At 52.0% G+C, this 23675-nt stretch carries 8 protein-coding genes; 4 read left to right on the top strand and 4 right to left on the bottom strand.

The window, feature by feature from the left end; translation table 11 throughout:
- Nucleotides 1–7 precede the first annotated feature (7 nt).
- The gene (locus tag H8L32_RS21175; protein ID WP_230412340.1) at nucleotides 8–8680 is read left to right on the top strand and encodes a GH36-type glycosyl hydrolase domain-containing protein; all 8673 of its coding nucleotides are present in this window, start codon (nucleotides 8–10) and stop codon (nucleotides 8678–8680) included.
- A gap of 425 nt (nucleotides 8681–9105) precedes the next feature.
- Here H8L32_RS21175 and H8L32_RS28205 read toward each other — a convergent pair whose 3' ends face one another.
- Nucleotides 9106–9909, bottom strand: coding sequence for a beta/gamma crystallin-related protein (locus H8L32_RS28205; RefSeq protein WP_186949252.1), 804 nt, complete (start codon nucleotides 9907–9909; stop codon nucleotides 9106–9108).
- 796 nt (nucleotides 9910–10705) lie between these two features.
- Between H8L32_RS28205 and H8L32_RS21185 the strand changes: the two genes are divergently transcribed.
- From H8L32_RS21185 to H8L32_RS21195, 3 genes are read left to right on the top strand one after another with little or no spacing between them, the layout of a single operon-like run.
- Nucleotides 10706–13903, top strand: coding sequence for an efflux RND transporter permease subunit (locus tag H8L32_RS21185; RefSeq protein ID WP_186949267.1), 3198 nt, complete (start codon nucleotides 10706–10708; stop codon nucleotides 13901–13903).
- Nucleotides 13900–15069: an efflux RND transporter periplasmic adaptor subunit gene (locus H8L32_RS21190; protein ID WP_186949253.1), complete on the top strand. Its 1170-nt coding sequence runs from the start codon at nucleotides 13900–13902 to the stop codon at nucleotides 15067–15069. Before H8L32_RS21185 ends, H8L32_RS21190 begins: the two co-directional genes overlap by 4 nt.
- Entirely contained in the window at nucleotides 15066–16502 is a 1437-nt protein-coding gene (locus H8L32_RS21195; protein WP_186949254.1) for an efflux transporter outer membrane subunit, read from the top strand. Before H8L32_RS21190 ends, H8L32_RS21195 begins: the two co-directional genes overlap by 4 nt.
- 124 nt (nucleotides 16503–16626) lie before the next feature.
- Here H8L32_RS21195 and H8L32_RS21200 read toward each other — a convergent pair whose 3' ends face one another.
- From H8L32_RS21200 to H8L32_RS21210, 3 genes are all read right to left on the bottom strand, one after another.
- The gene (locus tag H8L32_RS21200; protein ID WP_186949255.1) at nucleotides 16627–20613 is read right to left on the bottom strand and encodes a two-component regulator propeller domain-containing protein; all 3987 of its coding nucleotides are present in this window, start codon (nucleotides 20611–20613) and stop codon (nucleotides 16627–16629) included.
- A gap of 425 nt (nucleotides 20614–21038) precedes the next feature.
- Nucleotides 21039–21548, bottom strand: a complete 510-nt coding sequence (locus H8L32_RS21205; protein WP_186949256.1) for a hypothetical protein — start codon at nucleotides 21546–21548, stop codon at nucleotides 21039–21041.
- 109 nt (nucleotides 21549–21657) lie between these two features.
- Nucleotides 21658–23675: beta strand repeat-containing protein (locus H8L32_RS21210; protein ID WP_186949257.1), on the bottom strand; the 2018-nt coding region annotated here is incomplete at its 5' end.

The following is a 23675-nucleotide window of genomic DNA, read 5'->3' on the forward strand; positions in this document are numbered from 1 at the left end:
AATGCGAATGGGCTCGTACATGGCTGCCGGTGCGGCAGAATTGCCCTTGCGGGCAGATCTGTACAGCGCCCTGCAAATGGAACAGCATGGCCGCATACTCGCCAATAGCCACAAACTGAGTTCCGTGTTTGGCCGTGACCAGTTGCTGTCACGACTGGCGGACAATCAGCTCATCATCATGAATACCTGCAGTCTGCTGACCGAAGCCGTCAAGGATGGTCAGCAGGTGACACCGGCAGCAGCGTGGCTACTCGACAACTTTTATCTGATTGAGGAACAAATACGTACCGCCAGGCGTCACCTGCCCAAGAACTACAGCAAAGAACTACCACGACTGCTGCGCGGCAGCGCAGCAGGCAGACCACGGGTTTATGACATTGCACTCGAAACAATCTCACATGGTGATGGCCGGGTTGATCCGGAAAATCTGAGCCGCTTCATCAGCGCCTATCAACTGGTTTCCGTCCTGAAACTGGGTGAACTATGGGCTATTCCCATCATGCTGCGTCTGGCGCTGATAGAAAACCTGCGTCGGGTTGCGACGCGTCTGACCAATGCCCACAAGAGTCGCGATCTGGCAGCATCATGGGCAAGCAGGATGACAGAAACCGCCGACAATGATCCCAGCAACCTGATATTGCTGGTGGCAGACATGTCGCGTTCGCACCCCCCTTTGGAAAGTGCCTTTGTTGCCGAGATGGTCAGGCGCCTGCAAGGCCAGGGGCCTGCCCTGGCCTTGCCATTGAACTGGCTATCTCAGCGACTGGCAGAAAACGGGCAGACCATAGAACAACTGGTGCATCAGGAATCACAACAACAGGCTGCCGATCAGGTTTCCATCAGCAATAGCATAGGCAGTTTGCGGTTTCTTACCGCCATGGACTGGCGTGAATTTGTAGAAAACATGAGTGTCGTTGATCGCTTTCTGCGTGATGACCCGGCCGGCATTTATGCCGGGATGGATTTTGCTACCCGTGATATGTACCGGCACGCTGTTGAGAAAATTGCCAAACGCAGTACCCTGACCGAATCCGAGATCGCCGGCAACGCCATCCGTTATGCGCATGAATGCGCAGTCAAAAAAGGACATACTGACCGCAGCGCCCATGTAGGTTATTTCCTGGTTGGCAAAGGCGTCACCGAACTGGAACGCTCCGCTGCCATCCACTTGCCCTTGCCAGAATTGATACAGCATGCCGGACGAAAATCTGCATTCAGCATTTACATAGGCAGCATCATCATTGTGAGTTTGCTGACTACCGGCCTGCTCTTTGGTCTGGCCAGACAATATGCCACCAATGTCTATATATTGATCACGTTTACTTTGGCCAGCCTGCTGGCCAGCAGCCAGTTTGCTCTGAATATGGTGAACTGGATAGTGACACTGATTGCGCTACCGCGCCCCTTGCCCCGCATGGATTTTTCAAAAGGGATACCAGTCGAATTCAGCACTCTGGTGGTCGTGCCATCGCTGCTGATCGACCTGCAAAGCATTGACAATTTATGCGATGCCATGGAAATACGCTTTTTGGCCAACAGTGATGCCAATCTGCGGTTTTGCCTGCTGACAGACTTCACGGATGCCGATCAGGAACATCTTCCCGAAGACGCCATCTTGCTGGACCGTCTAAGCCGCAATACGGCAGAGCTGAACCGTAAATATCCACGTCCGGGCGGTGATCATTTTCTGGCCATGCACAGGCCCAGAGTATGGAATTCGCAAGAAAAAATCTGGATGGCCTATGAGAGAAAACGTGGAAAACTGGGCGCTCTGAATAGCTACCTGCGTGGCGGGGGCGACCAGGTTTTCACCTGCATCATTGGTAATGTCAGCGGTCTGGAGCGCATGAAGTATGTCATCACCCTGGACACCGATACCGAACTGCCGCGTGATGCAGCCCGCAAATTTGCGGCAGCCATGGCACATCCCCTGAACCGCGCCAGTTACGATGAAGATAAAAAGAGAGTCGTCGAAGGTTACGGTATTTTGCAACCACGCGTGGCTGTCAGTCTGCCGGAAAAAGATGCCTCTTTCTATAAATTATTATGCAGCGGTGACGTAGGTATTGATCCGTATACGCGCAGTGTCTCTGATGTCTATCAGGATGTGTTCGGAGAAGGTTCTTTCATAGGAAAAGGGATTTACGATATTGATGTCTTTGAGCATGCGCTGAAAGACCGTATGCCGGAAAACCGTATTCTGAGTCACGATCTGCTGGAAGGCTGTTATGCCCGCGCCGGTTTGCTCAGTGACGTACAACTGTATGAAGAGTATCCGTCGTCCTATCTGGCCGATGTCAAACGCAGGCATCGCTGGATACGCGGTGACTGGCAGATCGCCTCATGGCTGCTGCCCAAAGTTCCTGGCATGGGAAAAACCCGGCATACCAATACGCTGTCTATGTTGTCGCGCTGGAAATTGCTGGATAACTTGAGACGCAGCCTGGTGCCGGTTGCGCTGACAACGTTTCTCATCATTGGCTGGAGCGCCATCAGCCATGCATGGCTGTGGAATAGCGTAATGATTGCTTTCTTGCTGCTGCCATCGCTTAGCGCGTTTTTCCTGGGCCTGTTTCAGCAGCCTGAAGATGTTTTCTTTCGCCAGCATTTACTCTCCCTGCTCCGCTCAACCAGGCAGCATTTCATGCAGGCTTTCCTGAATCTTGCCTTTTTACCTTTTGAAGCCTGGACAAATGCCGACGCCATCATCCGTACCCAATGGCGGGTTATCGTTAGCCGCCACCATTTGCTGGAATGGAATCCTTCCATCATCAGCAATCACCAGAATGGAAACGGTATATGGAGTAGCATACGTCGCATGTGGATGGCACCGGCCCTGTCTCTGCTGATATTGGCCGGGCTGCTGTGGGAAAAAAACGCAGCCCTGGCAGCAGCCTTGCCGTTTCTTCTGCTTTGGGCAGGCTCACCGTTGCTGGCTTATCGCATCAGCCGTGCCCAGACCAGACGTGATGCACATCTGTCACCATCACAAACCGCTTTTCTGCATGCCCTGTCACGCAAGACCTGGCTTTTCTTTGAAACATATGTCGATGCCGAAGACAATTGGCTGCCACCTGACAATGTGCAATTTCAGCCTGTTGCAGTCACTGCACACCGCACCTCGCCAACAAATATGGGGTTGTCCCTGCTGGCCAACCTGGCCGCCTATGATTTTGCCTATATACCAGCCGGTCAGTTGTTGCAGCGCACGCAAAATACCTTTGGCAGCCTGGCCAAACTGGAACGTTTCCAGGGGCATTTTTACAATTGGTATGACACCAAAACCCTGAGTCCGCTGCAGCCACTGTATATCTCCACGGTGGATAGCGGCAACCTCGCCGGTCATTTGCTGACCTTGCGACCTGGCTTGCGTGAGCTGATCGATGCCCCCATCTGTCAAGCCAATATTTTTTGCGGCTTGCGTGACACATTTCAGATTTTGAAACAGGAACTCAACGGTGAAATACCAGATCAACTCAGTGGATTTGCTGCCGATCTGGATAACCTGTGCCTGACCTCGGCCCATTCCCTGACTGTTATCCATGATTGCTTGCGCAGGCTAACTTACCATGCCGATGTGTATTTAAATCATTTGCATCTGGCCAGCGATGCCCCGGTCCAGATATGGGCATCTGCATTAAGCAGACAATGTCACGCGCAACTGGATGAAATCATCTTTCTTGCGCCCTGGGTCAGCTTGCCGGATCCGGCCAAATGGATGCAAGCCCACCCTGAACTGGATATCATCCCCAGTTTGCAGACGCTGGCAAAACTGGTGGATGCCCTGCCATCTCTGGAAAACGACAGTCTTGCCAGCCATCAGCGCACAGAACCTGAAGCTGCAAATCATAGCCTGGCCATGCTGATCAGCGAAGCCAGCCAGCGCGCAGCCATGCGTATTCTGCAAATCCAGCAGTTGATACTGCAGACAGGCGAGTTTGCCAGAATGGAATATGACTTCCTGTATGACGCCACGACGCACTTGCTGACCATCGGTTACAACGTGCACGAAAGACGACGGGATGCTGGCTGCTATGATCTGCTGGCATCAGAAGCCAGACTGGCTACATTTGTCGCCATCGCACAAGGGCAAATTCCACAGGAAAGCTGGTTTGCACTGGGAAGACAGTTAACCATCGCTGGCGGCGAACCCATCCTGCTGTCGTGGAGCGGGTCAATGTTTGAATACCTGATGCCACTGCTGGTCATGCCTAATTTTCAGAATACCCTGCTGGACCAGACTTACCGGTCGGTCGTGCAACGGCAGATAGAATACGGACAGCAGCGCAATGTTCCCTGGGGTATTTCCGAATCGGGGTACAACACTTTCGATGCGCAGTTAAATTATCAGTATCGCGCATTCGGTGTGCCAGGACTGGGCTTCAAACGCGGCCTTGGTGACGATCTGGTGATCGCCCCCTATGCATCAATGATGGCACTGATGGTGGTGCCAGAACAGGCCTGCAGCAATCTGGAGCAGTTGTCGGCCCAGGGCTTTGAAGGAAAATTCGGTTTCTTTGAAGCCATAGACTACACGCCATCACGTCTGCCACGCGGTCAGGCATACACGGTGATCCGTTCTTTCATGGTGCATCACCAGGGTATGGGATTTCTGTCGCTGGCTTACCTGCTGCTGGACCGTCCTTTGCAAAGACGCTTTGAATCTGATCCTTTTTTCCAGGCAACCATGTCGCTGTTGCACGAAAGGGTACCAAAGGCTACTGCCACCTACTCGAATACGACGGAACTGGCTGATATCCGTACCGGCCATGCTGGTCAGGAAATGCCTTTACGGATACTCCATCACGTCAACACCAGGACACCCGAAGTACAGCTCTTGTCGAATGGTCGCTACCACGTCATGATCAGCAATACCGGCGGCAGCTATAGCCGCTGGAATGATCTTGCCGTCACCCGCTGGGCAGAAGACAGCACACGTGATCACTGGGGCACCTTCTGTTATGTCAGGGATGTGGAAAGCGGACGCTACTGGTCAACCGCCTTCCAGCCCTGCCTGGTAACCTCACCCAATTATGAAGTCATCTTCTCGGAAGGTCGTGCGGAATTCCGCCGCAGTGACAACAATCTCGATATGCATACCGAAATTGTGGTGTCACCGGAAGATGACATCGAATTGCGTCGCACCCGCATTACCAACCGTTCACGCACTCGCCGCACCATAGACTTTACTACCTATGCAGAAGTAGTGCTGGCACCAGCAGCCGCAGATGCCATGCATCCTGCTTTCAGCAAACTGTTCGTGGAAACCAGTATTTTGCCGGCGCAACATGCGATAGTCTGTGCACGCCGTCCCCGCTCGGTCGATGAAAAAGTACCCAGCATGTTCCATCTGATAGCGCTGCATGGTGCGGGGATGGACAAACTGTCGTATGAGACCGACCGCGCAAAATTTATCGGTCGTGGCAACACACTGGAAAAACCGGATGCAATGCGGGTTGGCAGGCTATCCGGCAGTCATGGTTCAGTGCTGGACCCGGTGGTTGCCATACGCTGCCAGATTACCCTGGAAGCAGAACAGGTCGTCACTATTGACGTGGTGACCGGCATTGCTGAAAACCGTGATCTCTGTCTGGCATTAATAGAAAAATACCAGGATCAGCATCTGGCTGACCGCGTGATAGAACTGTCATGGACCCATAATCAGGTGGTCTTGCGGCAGTTGAATGCGACCGAAACCGATGCGCAACTATATGGCAGGCTGGCCAATTCGGTCATTTATGTCAATCCCCTGCTGCGTGCAGATGCCAGCGTATTGATACGCAACCACCGCGGCCAGTCAGGCTTGTGGAGTTATGCCATTTCGGGTGATCTGCCTATTGTCCTGTTGCAAATCAATCATCAGGACAATATAGAACTGGTACGGCAACTGGTGCAGGCACATGCCTATTGGCGCGCCAAAGGCCTGGCGGTGGATCTGGTAATCTGGAATGAAGATCACGCCAACTACAGACAGGCATTGCAGGACCAGATTATCGGCCTGATCTCTTCTGTCACCGGCACCCATGCCATAGAGAGACCCGGCGGCATTTTTGTGCGCCTGGTAGAACAGATTTCCAACGAAGATAAAATCCTGTTTCAATCCGTTGCCCGCGTTATCCTGAGTGATAACCGGGGTACGCTGGCAGAACAATTGAACCGTCGCGACCTGCTGGAAGTAAAGGTTCCGAAACTGGTACCGACCAGGTCTGCATCGTATGACATCAGCCGCACTGCGCCGGCCCGGAATCCGCAGAAGGAGCAGTTACATGCCGACAATGGGCTCGGTGGTTTTTCTGAAGATGGCCGGGAATACGTCATCACCACCAGTGCGGCCCGGACCACACCGGCCCCTTGGGTGAATATATTGGCCAACCCGCATTTTGGCAGCGTTATATCCGAAAGCGGGCAGGCGTATACCTGGGCCGAAAATGCCCACGAATTTCGTCTTACGCCATGGAATAATGACCCGGTCTGCGATAGCAGTGGCGAAGCCTTCTACCTGCGCGACGAAGATACCGGCGCTATCTGGTCACCCACCGCCTTGCCTTGTCGTGGCAGCGGCGATTACACCACACGGCACGGTTTTGGATACAGCATTTTCACCCATGAAGAAAATGCTGTGCGGACAGAGCTGACGGTCTTTGTTGCGCTTGATTGTGCCATCAAATACAGCATCCTGAGGGTGCAGAATCTTTCGGAAGAACAAAGGAATCTGTCTGCCACGGGCTATGTGGAATGGGTACTGGGCGATCTTCGTCCAAAATCAGCCATGCACATCGTCACAGGCATTGACCCGGCCAGCGGTTGCCTGGTCGCACGCAATCCTTACAATACCGAATTCCAGGGGCGTACCGCCTTCTTTGATATCGACAGCAATAACCGTAGTTATACCGGTGACCGCAATGAATTCATAGGGCGAAACGGTCATCTGCAACAGCCGGCGGCACTGGAAAGAATACGTCTGTCCGGTAAAACAGGAGCCGGGCTTGATCCCTGTGGGGCTTTGCAGCTTGCTTTTGAACTGAGCGCCGGTCAGGAAAAAGTCATGGTCTTCATGCTGGGCATGGCCAATGCCTCGCAAGCGAATATCACGCCACTGATACTCGAGCGTCGCGGCATCGTGGCCGCAGAGCAGGCTTTGGCCAAGGTACATCAGTACTGGCGTGAAACGCTGGGTACAGTGCAGGTGAATACGCCGGACCAGGGCCTGAACATGCTCGCCAATGGCTGGCTGCTGTACCAGACCATCGCCTGCCGCCTGTGGGCACGCAGCGGCTATTACCAGTCAGGTGGCGCATTTGGTTTCCGCGACCAGTTGCAAGACAGCATGGCGCTGGTACATACGCAGCAAAAACTGGCCAGGGATCAATTGCTGCTGTCTGCGGCCCATCAGTTCAGTGAAGGTGATGTACAGCACTGGTGGCATCCACCTTCAGACCGTGGGGTACGCACCCACTGCTCGGACGACTATCTGTGGCTGCCACTGGCGGTGGCGCGCTATGTGAGCGCCAGCGGTGATCGTGGTATTTTGAACGAACAGATTTTCTATATCGAAGCCCGTGCCGTGAATCAGGATGAAGATTCCTATTACGATTTACCGGTCCGGTCGGGGCAATCTGCCAGTCTGTATTCGCATTGTGTGAAGGCGATACAGCACGGGCTGCGCTTTGGCAGCCACGGCCTGCCCCTGATCGGTTCATGTGACTGGAATGACGGCATGGATAAGGTAGGCCATCTGGGTAAAGGCGAAAGTGTCTGGCTGGCGTTTTTCCTGCATCAGGTATTGACGCGCTTTGCCGACATCGCACGCCTGCAGCAAGATCATGATTTTGCTGCACTGTGCAAAGACCAGGCCAGACAACTTTCTAAAAACATTGATGAACATGCCTGGGATGGCGACTGGTACCGGCGCGCCTATTTCGATGACGGCAGTGCTCTGGGTTCGGCACACAATGTGGAATGCCAGATCGACTCGATATCGCAAAGCTGGGCTGTGCTGTCCGAAGCGGCGGATCCCCAGCGGGCATTGCACGCCATGCAGGCAGTTGATCAGCGCCTGGTGCGTCGCCAGGACCAGATCATACAATTGCTGCAGCCGGCCTTTGACCAGTCGGGCCAAAATCCCGGCTATATCCGTGGTTATGTTCCTGGTGTGCGCGAGAATGGCGGGCAATACACCCATGCTGCAATCTGGACGGCCATGGCCTTCGCCAAAATGGGGGATGCAGAGCGTGCCTGGGATGCTTTTCAAATCATCAATCCAATTAACCATGGCAATTCTGTGGACACCATAGCCCGCTACAAGGTGGAACCCTATGTCGTGGCTGCCGACGTCTATGCAGCAGAGCCGCATATCGGCCGGGGTGGCTGGACCTGGTACACCGGCTCTGCCGGCTGGATGTATACCTTCATCATGGAATCGCTGCTGGGGCTCAGACGGGAAGGCAATCATCTGTCATTCACTCCCTGCGTACCAGCTGACTGGAAAGACTTCAGCATGTGTTACCACTACCTGAACACGACTTACCATATCCATATCAGGCTGCAGGATGCCACATACGGACAAAGCAAGCTGTACGTAGATGGTGCTGTCATGGCGAATTTATCACTGACCTTGCTGGACGATAAACTGGAACACAAGGTAGAACTGGATTATGTACGCACTACCACCAAATCCTAGTCGAAAATAAAGAATCATTGATGCAAGATGCCAGCCTTGTAAGGGTTGGCATCTTGCATCATTTCAAAGCATAAAAAAACAGGTCGTATGCTAGAACTCATTTCATAATTGGGGATGAGTGCGAGCAAAGCGTCAAGGGTGACACTTGCAGCCAAGGCTGGTGCCTTGGCAAGTGCGGTGTCACAACCTCGCACTGCAATGCGGCCAGCTCCAGAGGGGTTTGCCCCGTATTGATCACCCCTATTAATGAAATGAGTGCCAGCCATTAATAGAGAGAATCAATGACGCAAAACGCCAGCCTGGTAATGGCTGGCGTTTTGCATCATTTCAAGACATAAAAAAAACAGACCGTATGCTGGCAATAGCATACGGCCATGTTGTCATCCATCACCAGCCATGGATGCAATCGCAATCAGGTACTAGGATTACAATCTTGGATCGCCATTGCGATTGACAGAAATGGTGGAACCCGGAGGCGTACTCATTTGCACGCGGTGTTCTACGCCACGGTAATTGTATGTAACGTCCCAGTACTCGGGCTTGTTATTCGCTGTAGTTTCGCAACGACGCACGTCACGCTGGTAACTGTTGCCATTATTGCGTCCCACATTGGCGCCCAGTGCACCACCTGCTACGGCACCACCGGCTGTGGCCAGATCGCGACCAGTACCACCACCAACCTGATGACCAAGAATGCCACCTATCAAGGCACCGGCAATGGCACCGCCTACATTTGGCTCACTACGCTCGCCCTGTACTTGCTGACGTTCGATCCAGCAACGTTCACTTGGTGGACCAACCACGGCGCGCACCGATGTGACGGGTGCTTCGTACATGCTTTCATTCGGGCGACGGCGGTATTCATAGTTGGGTGTATCCAGGGGCGCTGGTGCTTCATTTTCATAACGACCGTTACCTCGCAGAGGGCGCACCGATGAAATACGATTGTTCAAACCCATGCCTGACAGGGTATCGTAGCTGCCTTTACGCAACACCATGCAACGACCACCAAAATTGGCGTCATCACAGACTTCCCAGCGACCACTGGTCACAATCGCAGACGAGGCCTGATCATTGAAGCCGCTGTTGCGTAAATTAGACTGTTGTCCGTTGGCATTGAAGGTACGCCCACGGAAGCCCTCACCTTCATAAAACGTGATCTGAGCACTTGCATGAGCAGCCAGAAGCAGGCCGGACAAACCGCATATCAATTTTATTTGCTGTTTCATTTATTTCTCCATAGTAGAAGTCCAGCTAAGAATGGGCACCATAGGTAGATTCCGCCAGATTTGAAAGAGAGCCTTTTCGGCATGGAACATTATCCAGACCCAAATGCCATGCGTATCAGAATGTACTGGAATCGGTTTAAAGTCTGTTCGTTGGCGTACATAGCATTCTGTAGCCAGAGTGGCATCGCAAGAAACAAGACTCAGAAGTCGTGAAATAGACATAAATGCAACTATCAATGACATGATAACTGAAAAAGCCTCATCTGATTGGCATGCCGGTTGATTGGGCATTTTTTTGGACAGGTAGCTGGCATGTAACAAGTGCGTGACAATCCTGTGGCAGGATTCCGACACTATCACGGCAGGGATATATCATTACTCATTCATGAATACAATTCATAAGCTTATGCGCATTTCCCCCACTATTCATAGATGCCCGGTTTGTTTACTATCTGGTATATGGTGCATGTTGGTAGCCGCTGGGCATTATTTTTGCCCACTAGTATTCTGACCAGCCATCGCATCAATACCCTGGTGCATGTCGTTCCAGGTGCCTTCCCTGCTATCCGGGCGGATTGTTGCGTGATCATTTTTACCCTTTGTACAGTTTCCCGGACTAGCTGGAACTCATTTCATCAATAAGGATGAATTCTGGTCTGCATTCACACCTATTGCACGTATTGCACCCATAGCACCCACTTCACCCATTTAGAGGCGAATGTAAAATGCGTTCCATGATCATGCTTTTTTCATCCAACAAGGCTTACCTGCCACAGTCCACCGGAGCCCTACAGTGTTGATTGATGTCGTCCGCGTTGCCTTGCGACGCCCTTACACTTTTGTCGTCATGGCCCTGGTGCTGGTGATAGTTGGTCCTCTGGCTGCATTGCGTACGCCTACCGATATTTTTCCCGAGATACGCATGCCGGTCATCGCTGTGGCCTGGCAATATACTGGCTTGCCGCCTGACCAGATGGCGGGCCGTATCTCCACCTTGTTTCAGCGCAGCCTGACGACAACGGTGAACGATATTGAGCACATAGAAGCAAATACCTATTCCGGTGTCAGTGTCGTCAAAATCTACTTTCAACCTGGTGTCAATATCGCCGTTGCCAATGCCCAGGTAACGGCGATTGCGCAGGTGGCATTGCGCCAGATGCCAGCCGGTATCACCCCACCACTGATCCTCAACTACAACGCGGCCACTGTGCCGATTCTGCAACTTGCGCTGTCCGGCCAGGGCCTGTCGGAACAGAATCTGTTTGATCTGGGCATGAATACCGTACGTACACCGTTAATTACAGTACCAGGCTCAGCGATTCCCCTGCCTTACGGCGGCAAACAGCGTCAGGTACAGATAGATATCAAACCGGCAGCGTTGCAGGCACGTGGCCTGTCTGCCCAGGATATCTCTGCGGCACTTGCCGCCCAAAACATCCTGGTGCCAGTAGGCACGCAAAAAATAGGCAGCCTGGAATACACCGTACAACTCAATAGTGCCCCTTCGGTGATTGAAGAATTGGGGCGACTGCCGGTCAAAGTAGTGAATGGCAGTACCATTTACTTGCGCGATGTGGCAGACGTGCATGACGGTAACGCCCCGCAAACCAATATCGTGCATGTCGACGGCGGACGTTCAGTGCTGATGTCGGTACTGAAAAATGGTTCGGCATCCACACTGGCGATTGTCGACAATATCCGGGCCAAACTGCTTGCCCTTAAACCCTCGTGGCCAGAAGCACTGAAGGTGGTGCCCATCAATGACCAATCGCTGTTTGTGCGGGCAGCGATACGCGGGGTAGCGCTGGAAGGGGCCATCGCCGCCGCGCTGACCAGTGTGATGATCCTGCTGTTTCTGGGTAGCTGGCGTTCCACGGTCATCATCGCGATATCGATACCACTGTCCATCCTTGGTTCCATCATCGCGCTGGCAGCTTTTGGCGAAACCTTGAATCTGATGACGCTGGGCGGCCTGGCGCTGGCCGTCGGTATTCTGGTGGACGATGCCACGGTCACCATAGAAAACATCAACTGGCACCTGGAACAGGGCAAGGATGTAGAAACCGCCATACTGGACGGTGCGCAGCAGATTGTCACACCCGCCCTGGTTTCATTGCTATGTATATGTATCGTCTTCATCCCCATGTTTTTCCTGGAAGGGGTATCGCGCTTCCTGTTCGTGCCCATGGCCGAAGCGGTGATTTTTGCAATGATCTGTTCTTTCCTGCTGTCACGCACTCTGGTGCCGACCATGGCAAATTATTTGCTGCGGGCACATGCAGCCCATAACCCGGACGCGCATGCATTACCGAAGACACGCAATCCACTGCTGCGATTCCAGCGTAATTTTGAAGCACGTTTTGAACACCTGCGGGAAGGTTACAAGAATTTGCTGAAAACGGCGATCAGCCATCGCCCCATCTTCATCATTGCTTTCCTGGCAGTGACTGCACTGTCATTCCTGTTATTACCTTTTATCGGCAGCAATTTCTTCCCTTCAGTCGATTCGGGTCAGGTATTGATGCATGCCCGTGTCCCTGTCGGTACACGGGTGGAAGAAACCGCCATCCGGTTCGCCCGTATTGAACAGGTAATACGCCGCGTGATACCGGCTGAAGAAATCACGACACTGGTCGACAATATCGGCTTGCCACCAAGCAGTATCAATCTTACCTACAACAACACCGGGGTGATGGGACCACAAGACGGGGACTTTCAGATTGCATTGCGCGAAGGCCATCGCCCTACCGCTGAATACATCCGGCAGTTGCGCGATATCCTGCCACGTGAATTTCCGGATACCACGTTTTCATTTCCACCAGCCGATATCGTTAGCCAAATTCTCAATTTCGGCGCACCCGCACCGATAGATGTGCAGATCCGGGGTAACAACATCACCGCTAACTTTGCCTATGCACAGCAACTGCTGAAACGCATACGTGCCATTCCCGGTGTGGCAGATGCGCGCATACAGCAATCCAACAAGGCGCCCGTTTTCAATGTGGATGTTGACCGCACCCAGGCGCAACTGCTGGGTCTGACCACGCGTGATGTCACCAACAGTCTGGTGGTCAATCTTGCCGGCAGCAGCCAGGTAGCGCCAACCTACTGGCTGAATCCGGTCAATGGCGTCAGTTACCCCATCGTCATGCAGACACCGCAATACCAGCTGGATTCTCTCGCTGCTCTCGCCAATCTACCGGTTGGCAATGGCATCACCACAAATGCAACTACACTGGGTGGCCTGGCCACTTTTGAACGCAGCACCGGTAGTGCGCTCATCAGCCAGTACAATGTACAACCCATGGTACAGATCCACGCTGCCATTCAAGACCGTGACCTCGGTGCGGTGAGTGAAGATATCCGCCGCGTCCTGGCCGACACCACGGCAGATTTGCCCAAAGGTGCCTCAGTACAATTACTGGGTCAGGCGTACACCATGGACCGGGCTTTTTCTGGTCTGCTGTTTGGACTACTGGGTGCCGTGTTACTGATTTATTTGCTGATCGTGGTGAACTTCCAGTCCTGGCTTGATCCTGCTGTCATCGTCTCTGCCCTGCCTTCTGCACTGGCGGGTATTATCTGGATGTTGTTTGCTACCCATACGACCCTGTCTGTGCCCGCACTGACCGGTGCCATAATGTGCATGGGTGTAGCCACGGCCAACAGTGTGCTGGTCATCAGCTTCGCCAGGGAAAGACTGGCAGAACTGGGCGATGCCTCGAGCGCGGCTTTGGAAGCCGGATTCGTGCGCTTCCGTCCGGTACTGATGACTGCGCTCGCCATGATTATAGGTATGCTGCCCATGGCGCTGGGGCTGGGTGAAGGCGGCGAGCAAAATGCTCCACTGGGCAGGGCCGTCATTGGCGGCCTGCTCTTTGCTACCCTGGCCACCCTGGTATTCGTCCCCGTCGTCTTCAGCCTTGTACATGACTGGCAAGCCCGCCGCCGTACATATGCACTGCCGCAACCCGCTTTAGGAGTATCCCAATGAAAACTGATTTCTTGCGTTCCCGGCAAAAATTGTTCGGCCTGACCCTGACAGCTGTCGCCATTATTGTCGTCATCACAGGTCTTATCAGTCGCCGCTCACAGGCTGAACAACTGAAGCAAAGCACGGGTGAGCGCAATATTCCAACGGTGTCTTTGCTATCAGCATCGAATATCAGTGCTGCCCAGCTTGAATTGCCAGCCCGTATCGAGCCATGGGCTCGTGCCCCCATCTATGCCCGCGTCAGCGGCTACCTGAAAAACTGGACTGTTGATATAGGCAGCAAGGTCAAGGCAGGGCAATTGCTGGCACAAATAGAAACACCGGATCTGGACCAGCAACTGCTGCAAGCAAAGGCGGAACTGGCCACGGCCCAAAGCAACCTGGCACTGTCAAGCAGCACCGCGCAGCGCTGGCAGGCATTACTAAGTTCGGATGCGGTATCCAAACAAGAAGTTGATGAAAAAACCGGTGACCTGACGGCCAGACAATCGGTAGTCAAAGCCTTGCAGGCGAACGTGGATCGCGTGCAATCACTACAAGCTTATACTCGCCTGGTAGCTCCCTTTGATGGCGTAGTCACTGCGCGCAATACCGACATCGGTGCGCTGATCAATGTCGGTGGTGCACCAGGCAGTGAATTGTTTGTGATTTCAGACGTGCGTCGCCTGCGTGTCTATGTCAGCGTGCCGCAACGTCAGTTGGCCGTCATTCGTAGCGGTAGCGTCGCCCAGGTCAGCGTACCAGAGCGCCCTGGTCGCAGTTATGCAGCAAAAGTTGAATCGCTGGCGCAGGCCATCAGCCCTGGTTCAGGCACGATGTTGATACAGCTTTCCGTCAATAATGAAAGCGGAGAATTGTTACCAGGCGGTTTTGCCACAGTCAGCTTTGCTGCCGCAAGCTCTGTAGAAAATGTAAGTGTGCCGCCAGGTGCGCTGATGATAGGCAAGAATGGCGTGCAGGTCGCTACCGTCAATAGCGATAACCGCGTAGTGTTGAAGCAGGTCACGGTGGCACGGGATATGGGCAATGTCATTGAATTGGCCGCTGGAATTGATCGCAAGGACCGTATCGTTGAAAGTCCTCCGGACGGACTGGCAAACGGCGATCTGGTGCGTATTGCCGCCAGCAGTCAGAACCATCAGAACACCCAGAAAGGCACACCGTGAAACGATATGTCGCAGCGGCACTCGCCCTATGGTGCGCAGGCTGCAGTCAGGTCCCGGTGACACCGCCAGGTGGCGTGACAGTTGCAGCCACTTTCAAGGAAGCCAAAGGCGCATGGACCACCGCAGAAACTGATGTGAGCTTGCCCAGCCAGGCCTGGTGGAGCATTTTCCAGGATGCTGAACTGAATGCGCTGGAAGAACAGTTGTTACAAAATAGCCCTGACCTGGCAACTGCCCTCGCACGCTATCAACAGGCACGTGCGGCAACGGATGTATTGCGGGCTGCGCAATCCCCTAGCTTGGGCACTTCTGCCAACGTGCAACGTAACCGGCAGTCAGAACGTCGGCCACTGCGTGTACTGGGGCCTAATTCGCCGAATGAATATAATAGCGCCACCTTCGGTCTCGACTTTGCTTATGAAGTTGACCTCTGGGGCCGTGTGCGTCAGCAAGTCAATGCCGGTGTCGCCCAGGAACAGGCCGCCCAGGCAGACCTTGCAGCGGCCAAACTGGCATTGCAGGTACAACTGGCGGATACACTGATTGCCTTGCGTGGTATGGATGAAGAATCAAGGCTATTGCGCGAAACAGTCGCTGCCTATGCCCGCAACGTAGAAATGATAGAGCGGCGCCATCAAAATGGCATTGCATCTGGTCTGGATGTAGCGCGCGCCCAGGTTCAACTGGAATCAACACGTTCACAAATGCAGCAGGTGCAGGGGCAGCGAGCCGTGCTTGAGCATGCCATAGCTGCACTGACCGGTGCCAATGCATCGAATTTTTCCATCACACCAAAGGCCATCTCCGTGACGACGCCACTGATACCGGTTGGCCTACCGTCTACACTGCTGCAACGCAGGCCAGATATCGCGGCGGCGCAATTGCGTGTGACGGCGGCAGCAGCCAGACTGGGCATGGCCAAAACCGCATTTTTCCCAACGCTGAACTTGAATGCATCTGCAGGCTTGCAAAGCAGTGATCTGGCAAAATTTGTAGAAATGCCCAATCTGTACTGGGTACTGGGGCCAACACTTGCCCTCAACCTGCTGGACGGTGGTCGCCGCAAAGCACAGATCGCAGATGCTGAAGCCGTGCTGGATGAAAACGGGCAGCGTTATCGTACCGTCGTACTGTCTGCCTTCCAGCAGGTTGAAGACCAACTCGCATTACTGGTCCAATATGGCGAAGCAGCAAAAGCCGATAGCCTGGCAGCCACATCGGCCCAGCGTGCGCTGGAACTGGCGAGCAAGCGTTACCAGCAGGGCGTGATCAACCAGATTGAAGTGATCGTGGCACAAACTGCCTATCTTCAGGCTCAGCGTAGTACCCTGGATCTCAATACCAAACACAGACGGGCAACGGTACAACTGGTCAGGGCATTGGGTGGCGGCTGGTCCACGGACCAGATTACGGCACAAGCGAAGACTGAATAAATAAAAAACACAAACGAATCACTATTGAAGCACCAGTGAATCGCAAATGCGTCGTCACCAGTTTTGACTGTACTGGGGGGTTTTACGATGACGCTTTGCATTCACTAACGCAGACTAATCCGTTTTAATACGGCGCAACTTTGATGGGCAGGCGAATGGTGAAACAACTACCGCGTCCATATTCAGACTGCACGGTGATATCACCGCCATGCGCGCGGATGATGCTGTACGATGTTGACAGTCCCAGGCCTACGCCCTCTTCTCTGGTGGTAAAAAAGGGTTCAAAAATACGTTCCATATGTTCAGCTTTAATCCCTGTTCCATTGTCTTCAAAATCAATCAACAAGCAATTGACGTCGAGCGAACTGCGTATCGCAAGAAGACCAGCAACATCACTATTTGTCTGAATCTGTTTTTCTCTTATCGCATGATAGGCATTCAGAATCAGGTTCATGAATACCTGGTTCAATTGACCCGGAGCACAATCTATCATTGGATTTGCATCCAGCTCACATTGAATCTCCATCGCATCCTGAGTCTGGCTATGCAACAGTTTGATAGACGTCAACAGATTATTGACAATCAATACCGGCTTGCGCAGCGACACATCGACCCGGCTGAAAGTCAACAGATCCTGTACCACCTGTCTGATTTGACGAGTACCATCCAGTACGCTCTTCACATGCATCTGCAAGCCGGTGAAGCTATCGCGAAATTGTTCGATCACAGTCTGATCTGCATCATTCCCGGCCATGTTCAACAGCATGGTATAAAACCGTTGCAGATCATGTTCCAGATTCTGCGCACCGACATGTGAAAAATTAACTGCATTATTGAATTCGTGCGCTACCCCGGCAGTCAGGGTTCCCAAAGCGGTCATTTTTTCCTGAAAGATCAGTTGCTGCTGCGCGTCTTTCAAAGTATCAATCGCATGTGCCAGTTGCTGATGTGCTTCGGCATTATCCAGAGCAACGGAGGCAAAAGAGCAAATGGTGGAAAACATCAGTTTTTCACGTTCACCATAGGCATGAGCGCTGGTCGAATACAGACAGGCAACGCCCAGTACCGCATTGGATGCAAACAATGGCACCAGGTAAGCCGTTTGCAAATACACAGGTATGCCTGCCATCTGCAAATCTGGCGCGGTATCCATGAGTAAATCCTCGCCACTACCGGCAACTCTTGACACATACGACGCTTCAGCAAAAAGAAACTGATGCAGGTCATCAGTAGCAATTTCCTGCTCAATCCCGAACACCAATTGAAACCCGCCCGTGACACTGTCTTTTCTATATATGGAGAAACGGCTGCTATCGAGTAAATCTGCCACATGCTGATGAAATGACTGATACAGTAATTGCACGTCCAGAATGGCGGTGATGCCTCTGCCAATATCACCAAGAAGACGCATGGTGTCGTTGGTCCGGGCGAGCTGGGTATTAGCGATACTCAAATGCGTATTTGCTTCCAGCAATTCGCTATTGGCGACACTCAACTCACTTTGTTTAATATTCAGGTCAGCCGTGCGTAACAAGACCTGCACTTCCAATTGACGCTGGCGACGCAATAAATTACTGGTCTTCTTCTGTATCAGCATGAAGATCCCCACGGCAACGACAAGCATTACCAGCAACACAAACCACCAGCTTTGATACCAGGCAGGGAACACACGAATGGGTAAAGATATTTCCTGCTTCGCCCAGCGCCCTTCACGATTGGTCGCCCTGATACGCAAACGATAGTCGCCTGGCGGTAGATTGGTATAGCTGGCGATGCGGTGATTTGAATCCACCTCCAGCCAGGAGGTATCATAGCCCTCCAATTGATACGCATACCTGTTACGGACTGGCGTCGAATAATCCAGTGCAGAAAACTCCACGGCAATATTATTACTGCCTGGTTTGATCTGAATTGGATTCTTAAAATTCTGATCAGACAATAGCGGAGGCTGAACAACCTTCCCACCTGCTTCAATATGGGTAATCACCAGTTGTGGATCATAATCCCATTGCTTGATCAGTTCGGGGTTCACGATAGTCAGGCCACCAGCACTGCCAAACAATACTTCACCACGTGATGTGACCGCACCAGAATGTGCCCAATAAGTGGAGCTTGCCACACCGTCGGCACGTTGCAGCGATTTGATCTTGAAATCCAGCGGATCGATCACCACGATACCACCATCGGTACTACCCCAGATCTGCCCCCGGTGGTCTTCGATCAACGTATCCACCAGATCGCTGGGCATACCGTGTATCGATTGCAATTGCCGGAACTCCAGTTTGCTGCCGGTAGTCGACAACACACTGCCCACACTGACCACGCTAACATTAATGCCCCCACCCATGGTACCTACCCATAGACGCTTGCGTGCATCTACCAGTATGGTGGTTACAATATTGGATGACAAACCCGCAGGATTGCCTTTATCTGCCAGAAAATGGGTATGCGCGAGGGTCGCCCGGTCAATCCGGTACAGGCCACTGCCACGCATACCTACCCATAACATATTATCTGCATCAAGGGCCAGTGCTTCGACCGGGCCGTCATTGATGACCTTTTTCGCTCTGCCGCCTGTGACACGCAAATCACCCGACAGGTCTATGCGCCACAAACCGTCTTCGGCCCCCACCCAAAGCAGATTGCCTTCCTGAATGATGGCATTGACAGGCATTACCGCATCAAGCGGCGCAAAATGCACTTGCTGCATCTGCTTACCATCTGCATTGGCACGATACAAACCGCGTTGTGAACCAATGTAGATGGTTTGATTGACGGGCTCAGTAAAAGCCGTAAATACAGAGTCCGGAGGTGGATTGCCCGCTTGTCGCACATCCGGTTTTAACCAGCTTACGGTCGCTGCATCGGGGTCAATAATATGAATACCGTTATTTTTCAAGCCCAGCCAGACCCTGCCATCGCTCATAGCAAATACAGAAGTGACGTTCTTATCCTTGATGCGATTGACTGCGCCAATACCACCATTCATCGCCAGAATGGCCGACTGTCTGACATTGTGGCGACTTACGCCATCGTCAGTACCTACCCAGATAGTGCCGGCACGGTCTTGCAAAATCGATTCGGGGGTGTCGTCAATTAAACTGCTGGCGGCGGCTGTATCATGTATCAGGCGTTGCGCCAGCATGGTCTGTTTATCCAGCACAACAATGCCGTGGTTGACGGTGCCTACCCACATCTGTCCAGGCGCTACTTCCTTAATGAAAGTGACGGTGTCGTTACGTAATTCATCACCACGGTAACCGGCAGCTTTGATCGATATGGGATTACCGGCCAGGGGATCGATGAGATAGACCCCGTGATTCGCTGTGCCAACCCAGATAAGTCCATCGCTGCTTTGTTCCAGATATCTGATATTGGGGCTTTCAGCAAGCACGGCAGAAAAAGCCATGTGGCTCAATTTTTTGGTTTTTCCATCAAGATAACTCAATCCTTTTTGCGTGCCTATCCATAAGGTCTCACTTTTGTCGCGCAATACGGTACGAATCACATTACTGGGCAAGCTTCCTGAGTCATTCTCCACATGGCGTACATGTGATACCTGGCCCGTATCTGGCCAGTAATGATCTACGCCATTTGAAGTTGCAATCCATAATCCTGTGTCGCCATCGTCGGCAATGTCGTAAATAGTCCCATCACCCGTACCATTCTTGCCCACAGGTACGCGTACAAAACGATCATGCACAGTGTCATACCGCACCAGCCCCCCACCATTCGTGCCCACCCACAAGCGACCAGAACGGTCTATATGCAGGGACAGGATAGAACTTTCTGGCAGGGCATTTACGTCTTTTAAGTTTTGTTGATAAATCTTGAAGCGGTAGCCGTCCCAGCGAGCCAGTCCGCCCTGCGTTCCAAACCAGATGAAACCCTGGGTATCTTCGGCAAGAGCCTGTATGACGATGGCAGGTAAACCATTGTCGGTTGTCAGGTTTTGAAATACCTTGTCACTCAAAGGCTGCCAGCGATTGCTGTTCCCTGATGACAGTACTGGATTTGCTACATTTACTGAATTCGCTGCCTCAGCGCATGAAAGACCCAGACCCGGCATCAGGCAAAGCACCATACCTAATGCCTGAGAAAACGTCAGCATTAACCGGCGCCATCGTTTCAGAAAATACGAAATCTGCGGCGTCAAGGCCATATTAGTATGATGAAGATATCATTTTTCATTAAAATGCCGTTACGATGAGTTTTTTCTCGTCTGTGCCAGCACTTTACCTGCCGCCCCAGTTTTTTGATCATCTGCTGCAAGCAGTACTACCGTATGGATAAGCAATACCTGTCGTTTCATACTATCACCTATTATGTATTGGTAGGAATAACATGAAACGTACACGCGCAACTTGCCATCCTAGGCATGCAAAGGCATGGCACAAAGCATGTATGGCAGTGTGGGACAGATCGACTGTGGGGAAATGATGCAAGAAGCAGATTATTCAGAAAAACGAAATGGCTGCGTTATTACCAGGCTTGCCAGTTCGCTTTTCTCGCTGAAGATATGTATTGCATCAAAAATCACTCTTTGACGAGGTAACCACGCATGATCCAGTTCAAGGTGGCGTTACCGCCATTTTGCGGAACATAGGCACCCCAAAACATGCCGTAACCACCAGGAATACGTACACCAGCCGACAGCAATTGCGTTTTCATCGGATAGCCGGTACTTGCTTCAAGGGGTACATGCAGCAACGTGACTATACCCGTACCTGCTTGCCCAGGCGGGCTCAGGTACAGCCTGGCATTTCCTGCAAGCGCCAATGGATTTTGCATGGTTTCGATTTCAAGTATCACCAGCGAATAGCCAACGGGTACCGAATAAGAATTTGTAGTTGTCGGCGCCAACTGACCGACCTGCCATACACTCCATTGTGGCAAAGCACCGCCCCAGAATGACATATTGCCGTTGATGGCAATCATGCGCGCGGCAGGAACACCCAGATGGGTTAGCTCCTGAGCCTGCACTAAGGTGCCGGAACATAAAAAGAAAGCCGCTGCTGCCAGCAAGCGTTTGAGCATGGTAAGCATAGATATCCCAGATAATAGCGATACGGATAATATTGATGGCATGAGGCAAATACCTGGCAGATCCAGCAAGGATCTGCCAATTCTTCAGTCACATTTCAAGCAAGAAAATTTAAGCAACAAAATCACCTGCAACGATGGCACCGGCGCCAACCAATTTCACGATAAAGTCCGTTGCATCCACTGTACCGGTAGAGCCACCGATATTCTGGAAGGCATAAACACCGGCTGCAGTACCGGCAGTGACCGTAATCAGGTAAGCCTGGGTATTGGCTGCCAATGTCGCGCCAGCAGCAGTAGCCGCCGTTGCGATGGCTGCGGCAAATGTCGCCGTATCTGCGGTAGCGATATTCAATGCATTCAATGTTGTTGCGGCCGTGCCTGTCTTGAACACGTCTCCGCCTGCAACTTTGAAGTTAGCAACCGTGTCTATGGCGGAGATCACTGAGCCTGGGGCGATACTGTCAATACCGACCGATGTTGTAGACAAGTTGATTGTATCGGCACCGGAACCACCAGTGATGGTAATGTTACCCGTACCCTGTGCCATCATATTGAGTGTTTGGCCACCAGAACCAAGGGTGATATTACTGAGATCAGCACCACCAGCATCTTTATACAAATACAAAGTAACATCTGAACCGTCTTCGTTTTTGATCGTCCATGCTGAGTTCGTGCTAGCTGCAATAGAGATAATCTCAAAACCAACTACTTTGGTACTCAAATCAATAGCACCACCAAATAATACGCCAGCACTTAATGTATCAATTCCAAGTCCACCGTTAATACCACCGTTAGCGGCTGCATTAATGACATTAGCGTACAGAGTAAAATTATCAATGCCTGTGCCACCTGTCACAGATACGAGGTTGGTACTGGTTGTAGAAAAATTATTGGTGCCGTTAGCCAATACATAGTTTTCAATTGCCGCTGCACCAATAATCGAGCCCGCTGTTGTTAACGTTATAGTTTCAGTATTGGTTCCTACTACGGTCCCGGTAAAGGCATTGTATTGCGCTGCTGTCATTGTGAAATTTCCGCCGCCAGAGAAATTGACGTTTTCAAAACCACTAACATTTGCACCAGATATATTATTTCCACCACTTTGCAATACTAAATTGTCGTTAGTACCAGAACCGGAAATAAATGTACCCGTATAAGTTTTACCCTCCAGCGTCAACTGATTTATACCAGTGCCCAAATTAATATTACCTGCCAGGAAAGTAGATCCTGTGTTCAACAAGTCAATTGATTCATTGCCTGTGCCGCCCTTGATAGTTGTAATTCCTGTATTTGCATTAGCAAATTGAATAAGGTTAAAGAATCCATCAACTAAATTCAAAGCTTTGATATTCGAAATAATTCCACCACCCACACCATTATTCAACTGGTTACCAGAGCCGAACGAGAACACTCCACTCAAAGTCATAGTATCGCTGTCGCCCGCATTACCATTCACAGTCGTACCCGCAAGCGTTGCCGCCGTACCAGTAAAGTTCTCATTGATACCTGCCACACCATTAAACACCCCACCTGCAGTCAACACCGTCGGATTCAATGCAATGCCGCCGCCGTTGGTTGGAGAGGTCCCTACAATACCCGCAATCGCCGTCGCCCCACCTGAAGTGGTGATTGCATTCGAGGTCGTCATATTGTTGACACCGCCACCCGCTGCATTCGATGCCGATGTCACGTCAAACACCAGATTGCCACCCGTAATCGCAATCAGTGACAGGTCGATATTATTGATACCACCTACATCATCAATAATCGTCAGTTGATGCGAGGTATTACCAATAAATGTGATGACCGGTGTACTCAAAGATAAGGCATTGCGCGCAGCGACCAAGGCGTTGTATTCAGATGCGGTAATCACCAGGGCCGAATTGGCCGAGATGCTTTCAATATTGCTCAATATGGCACCAGCCAGGTTGATCGCACCGTAAGTGACCAGTGTATCGTTACCGTTACCCAGGTTGATGGTGTCTGTCACTACACGGGCCACTGCTGTTGCTGTGGATTGTGCATTGAGGTTCACACCGTTTTCTGTTGTGTTGTAGGTACCGGCAACATAGTTACCCAGCAGTACGACACGGTCAGCACCTGCACCCAGGCTCAGGAAGTTGGCGC

Source organism: Undibacterium hunanense (assembly GCF_014284335.1).
Classification (GTDB): Bacteria; Pseudomonadota; Gammaproteobacteria; order Burkholderiales; family Burkholderiaceae_D; genus Undibacterium; species Undibacterium hunanense.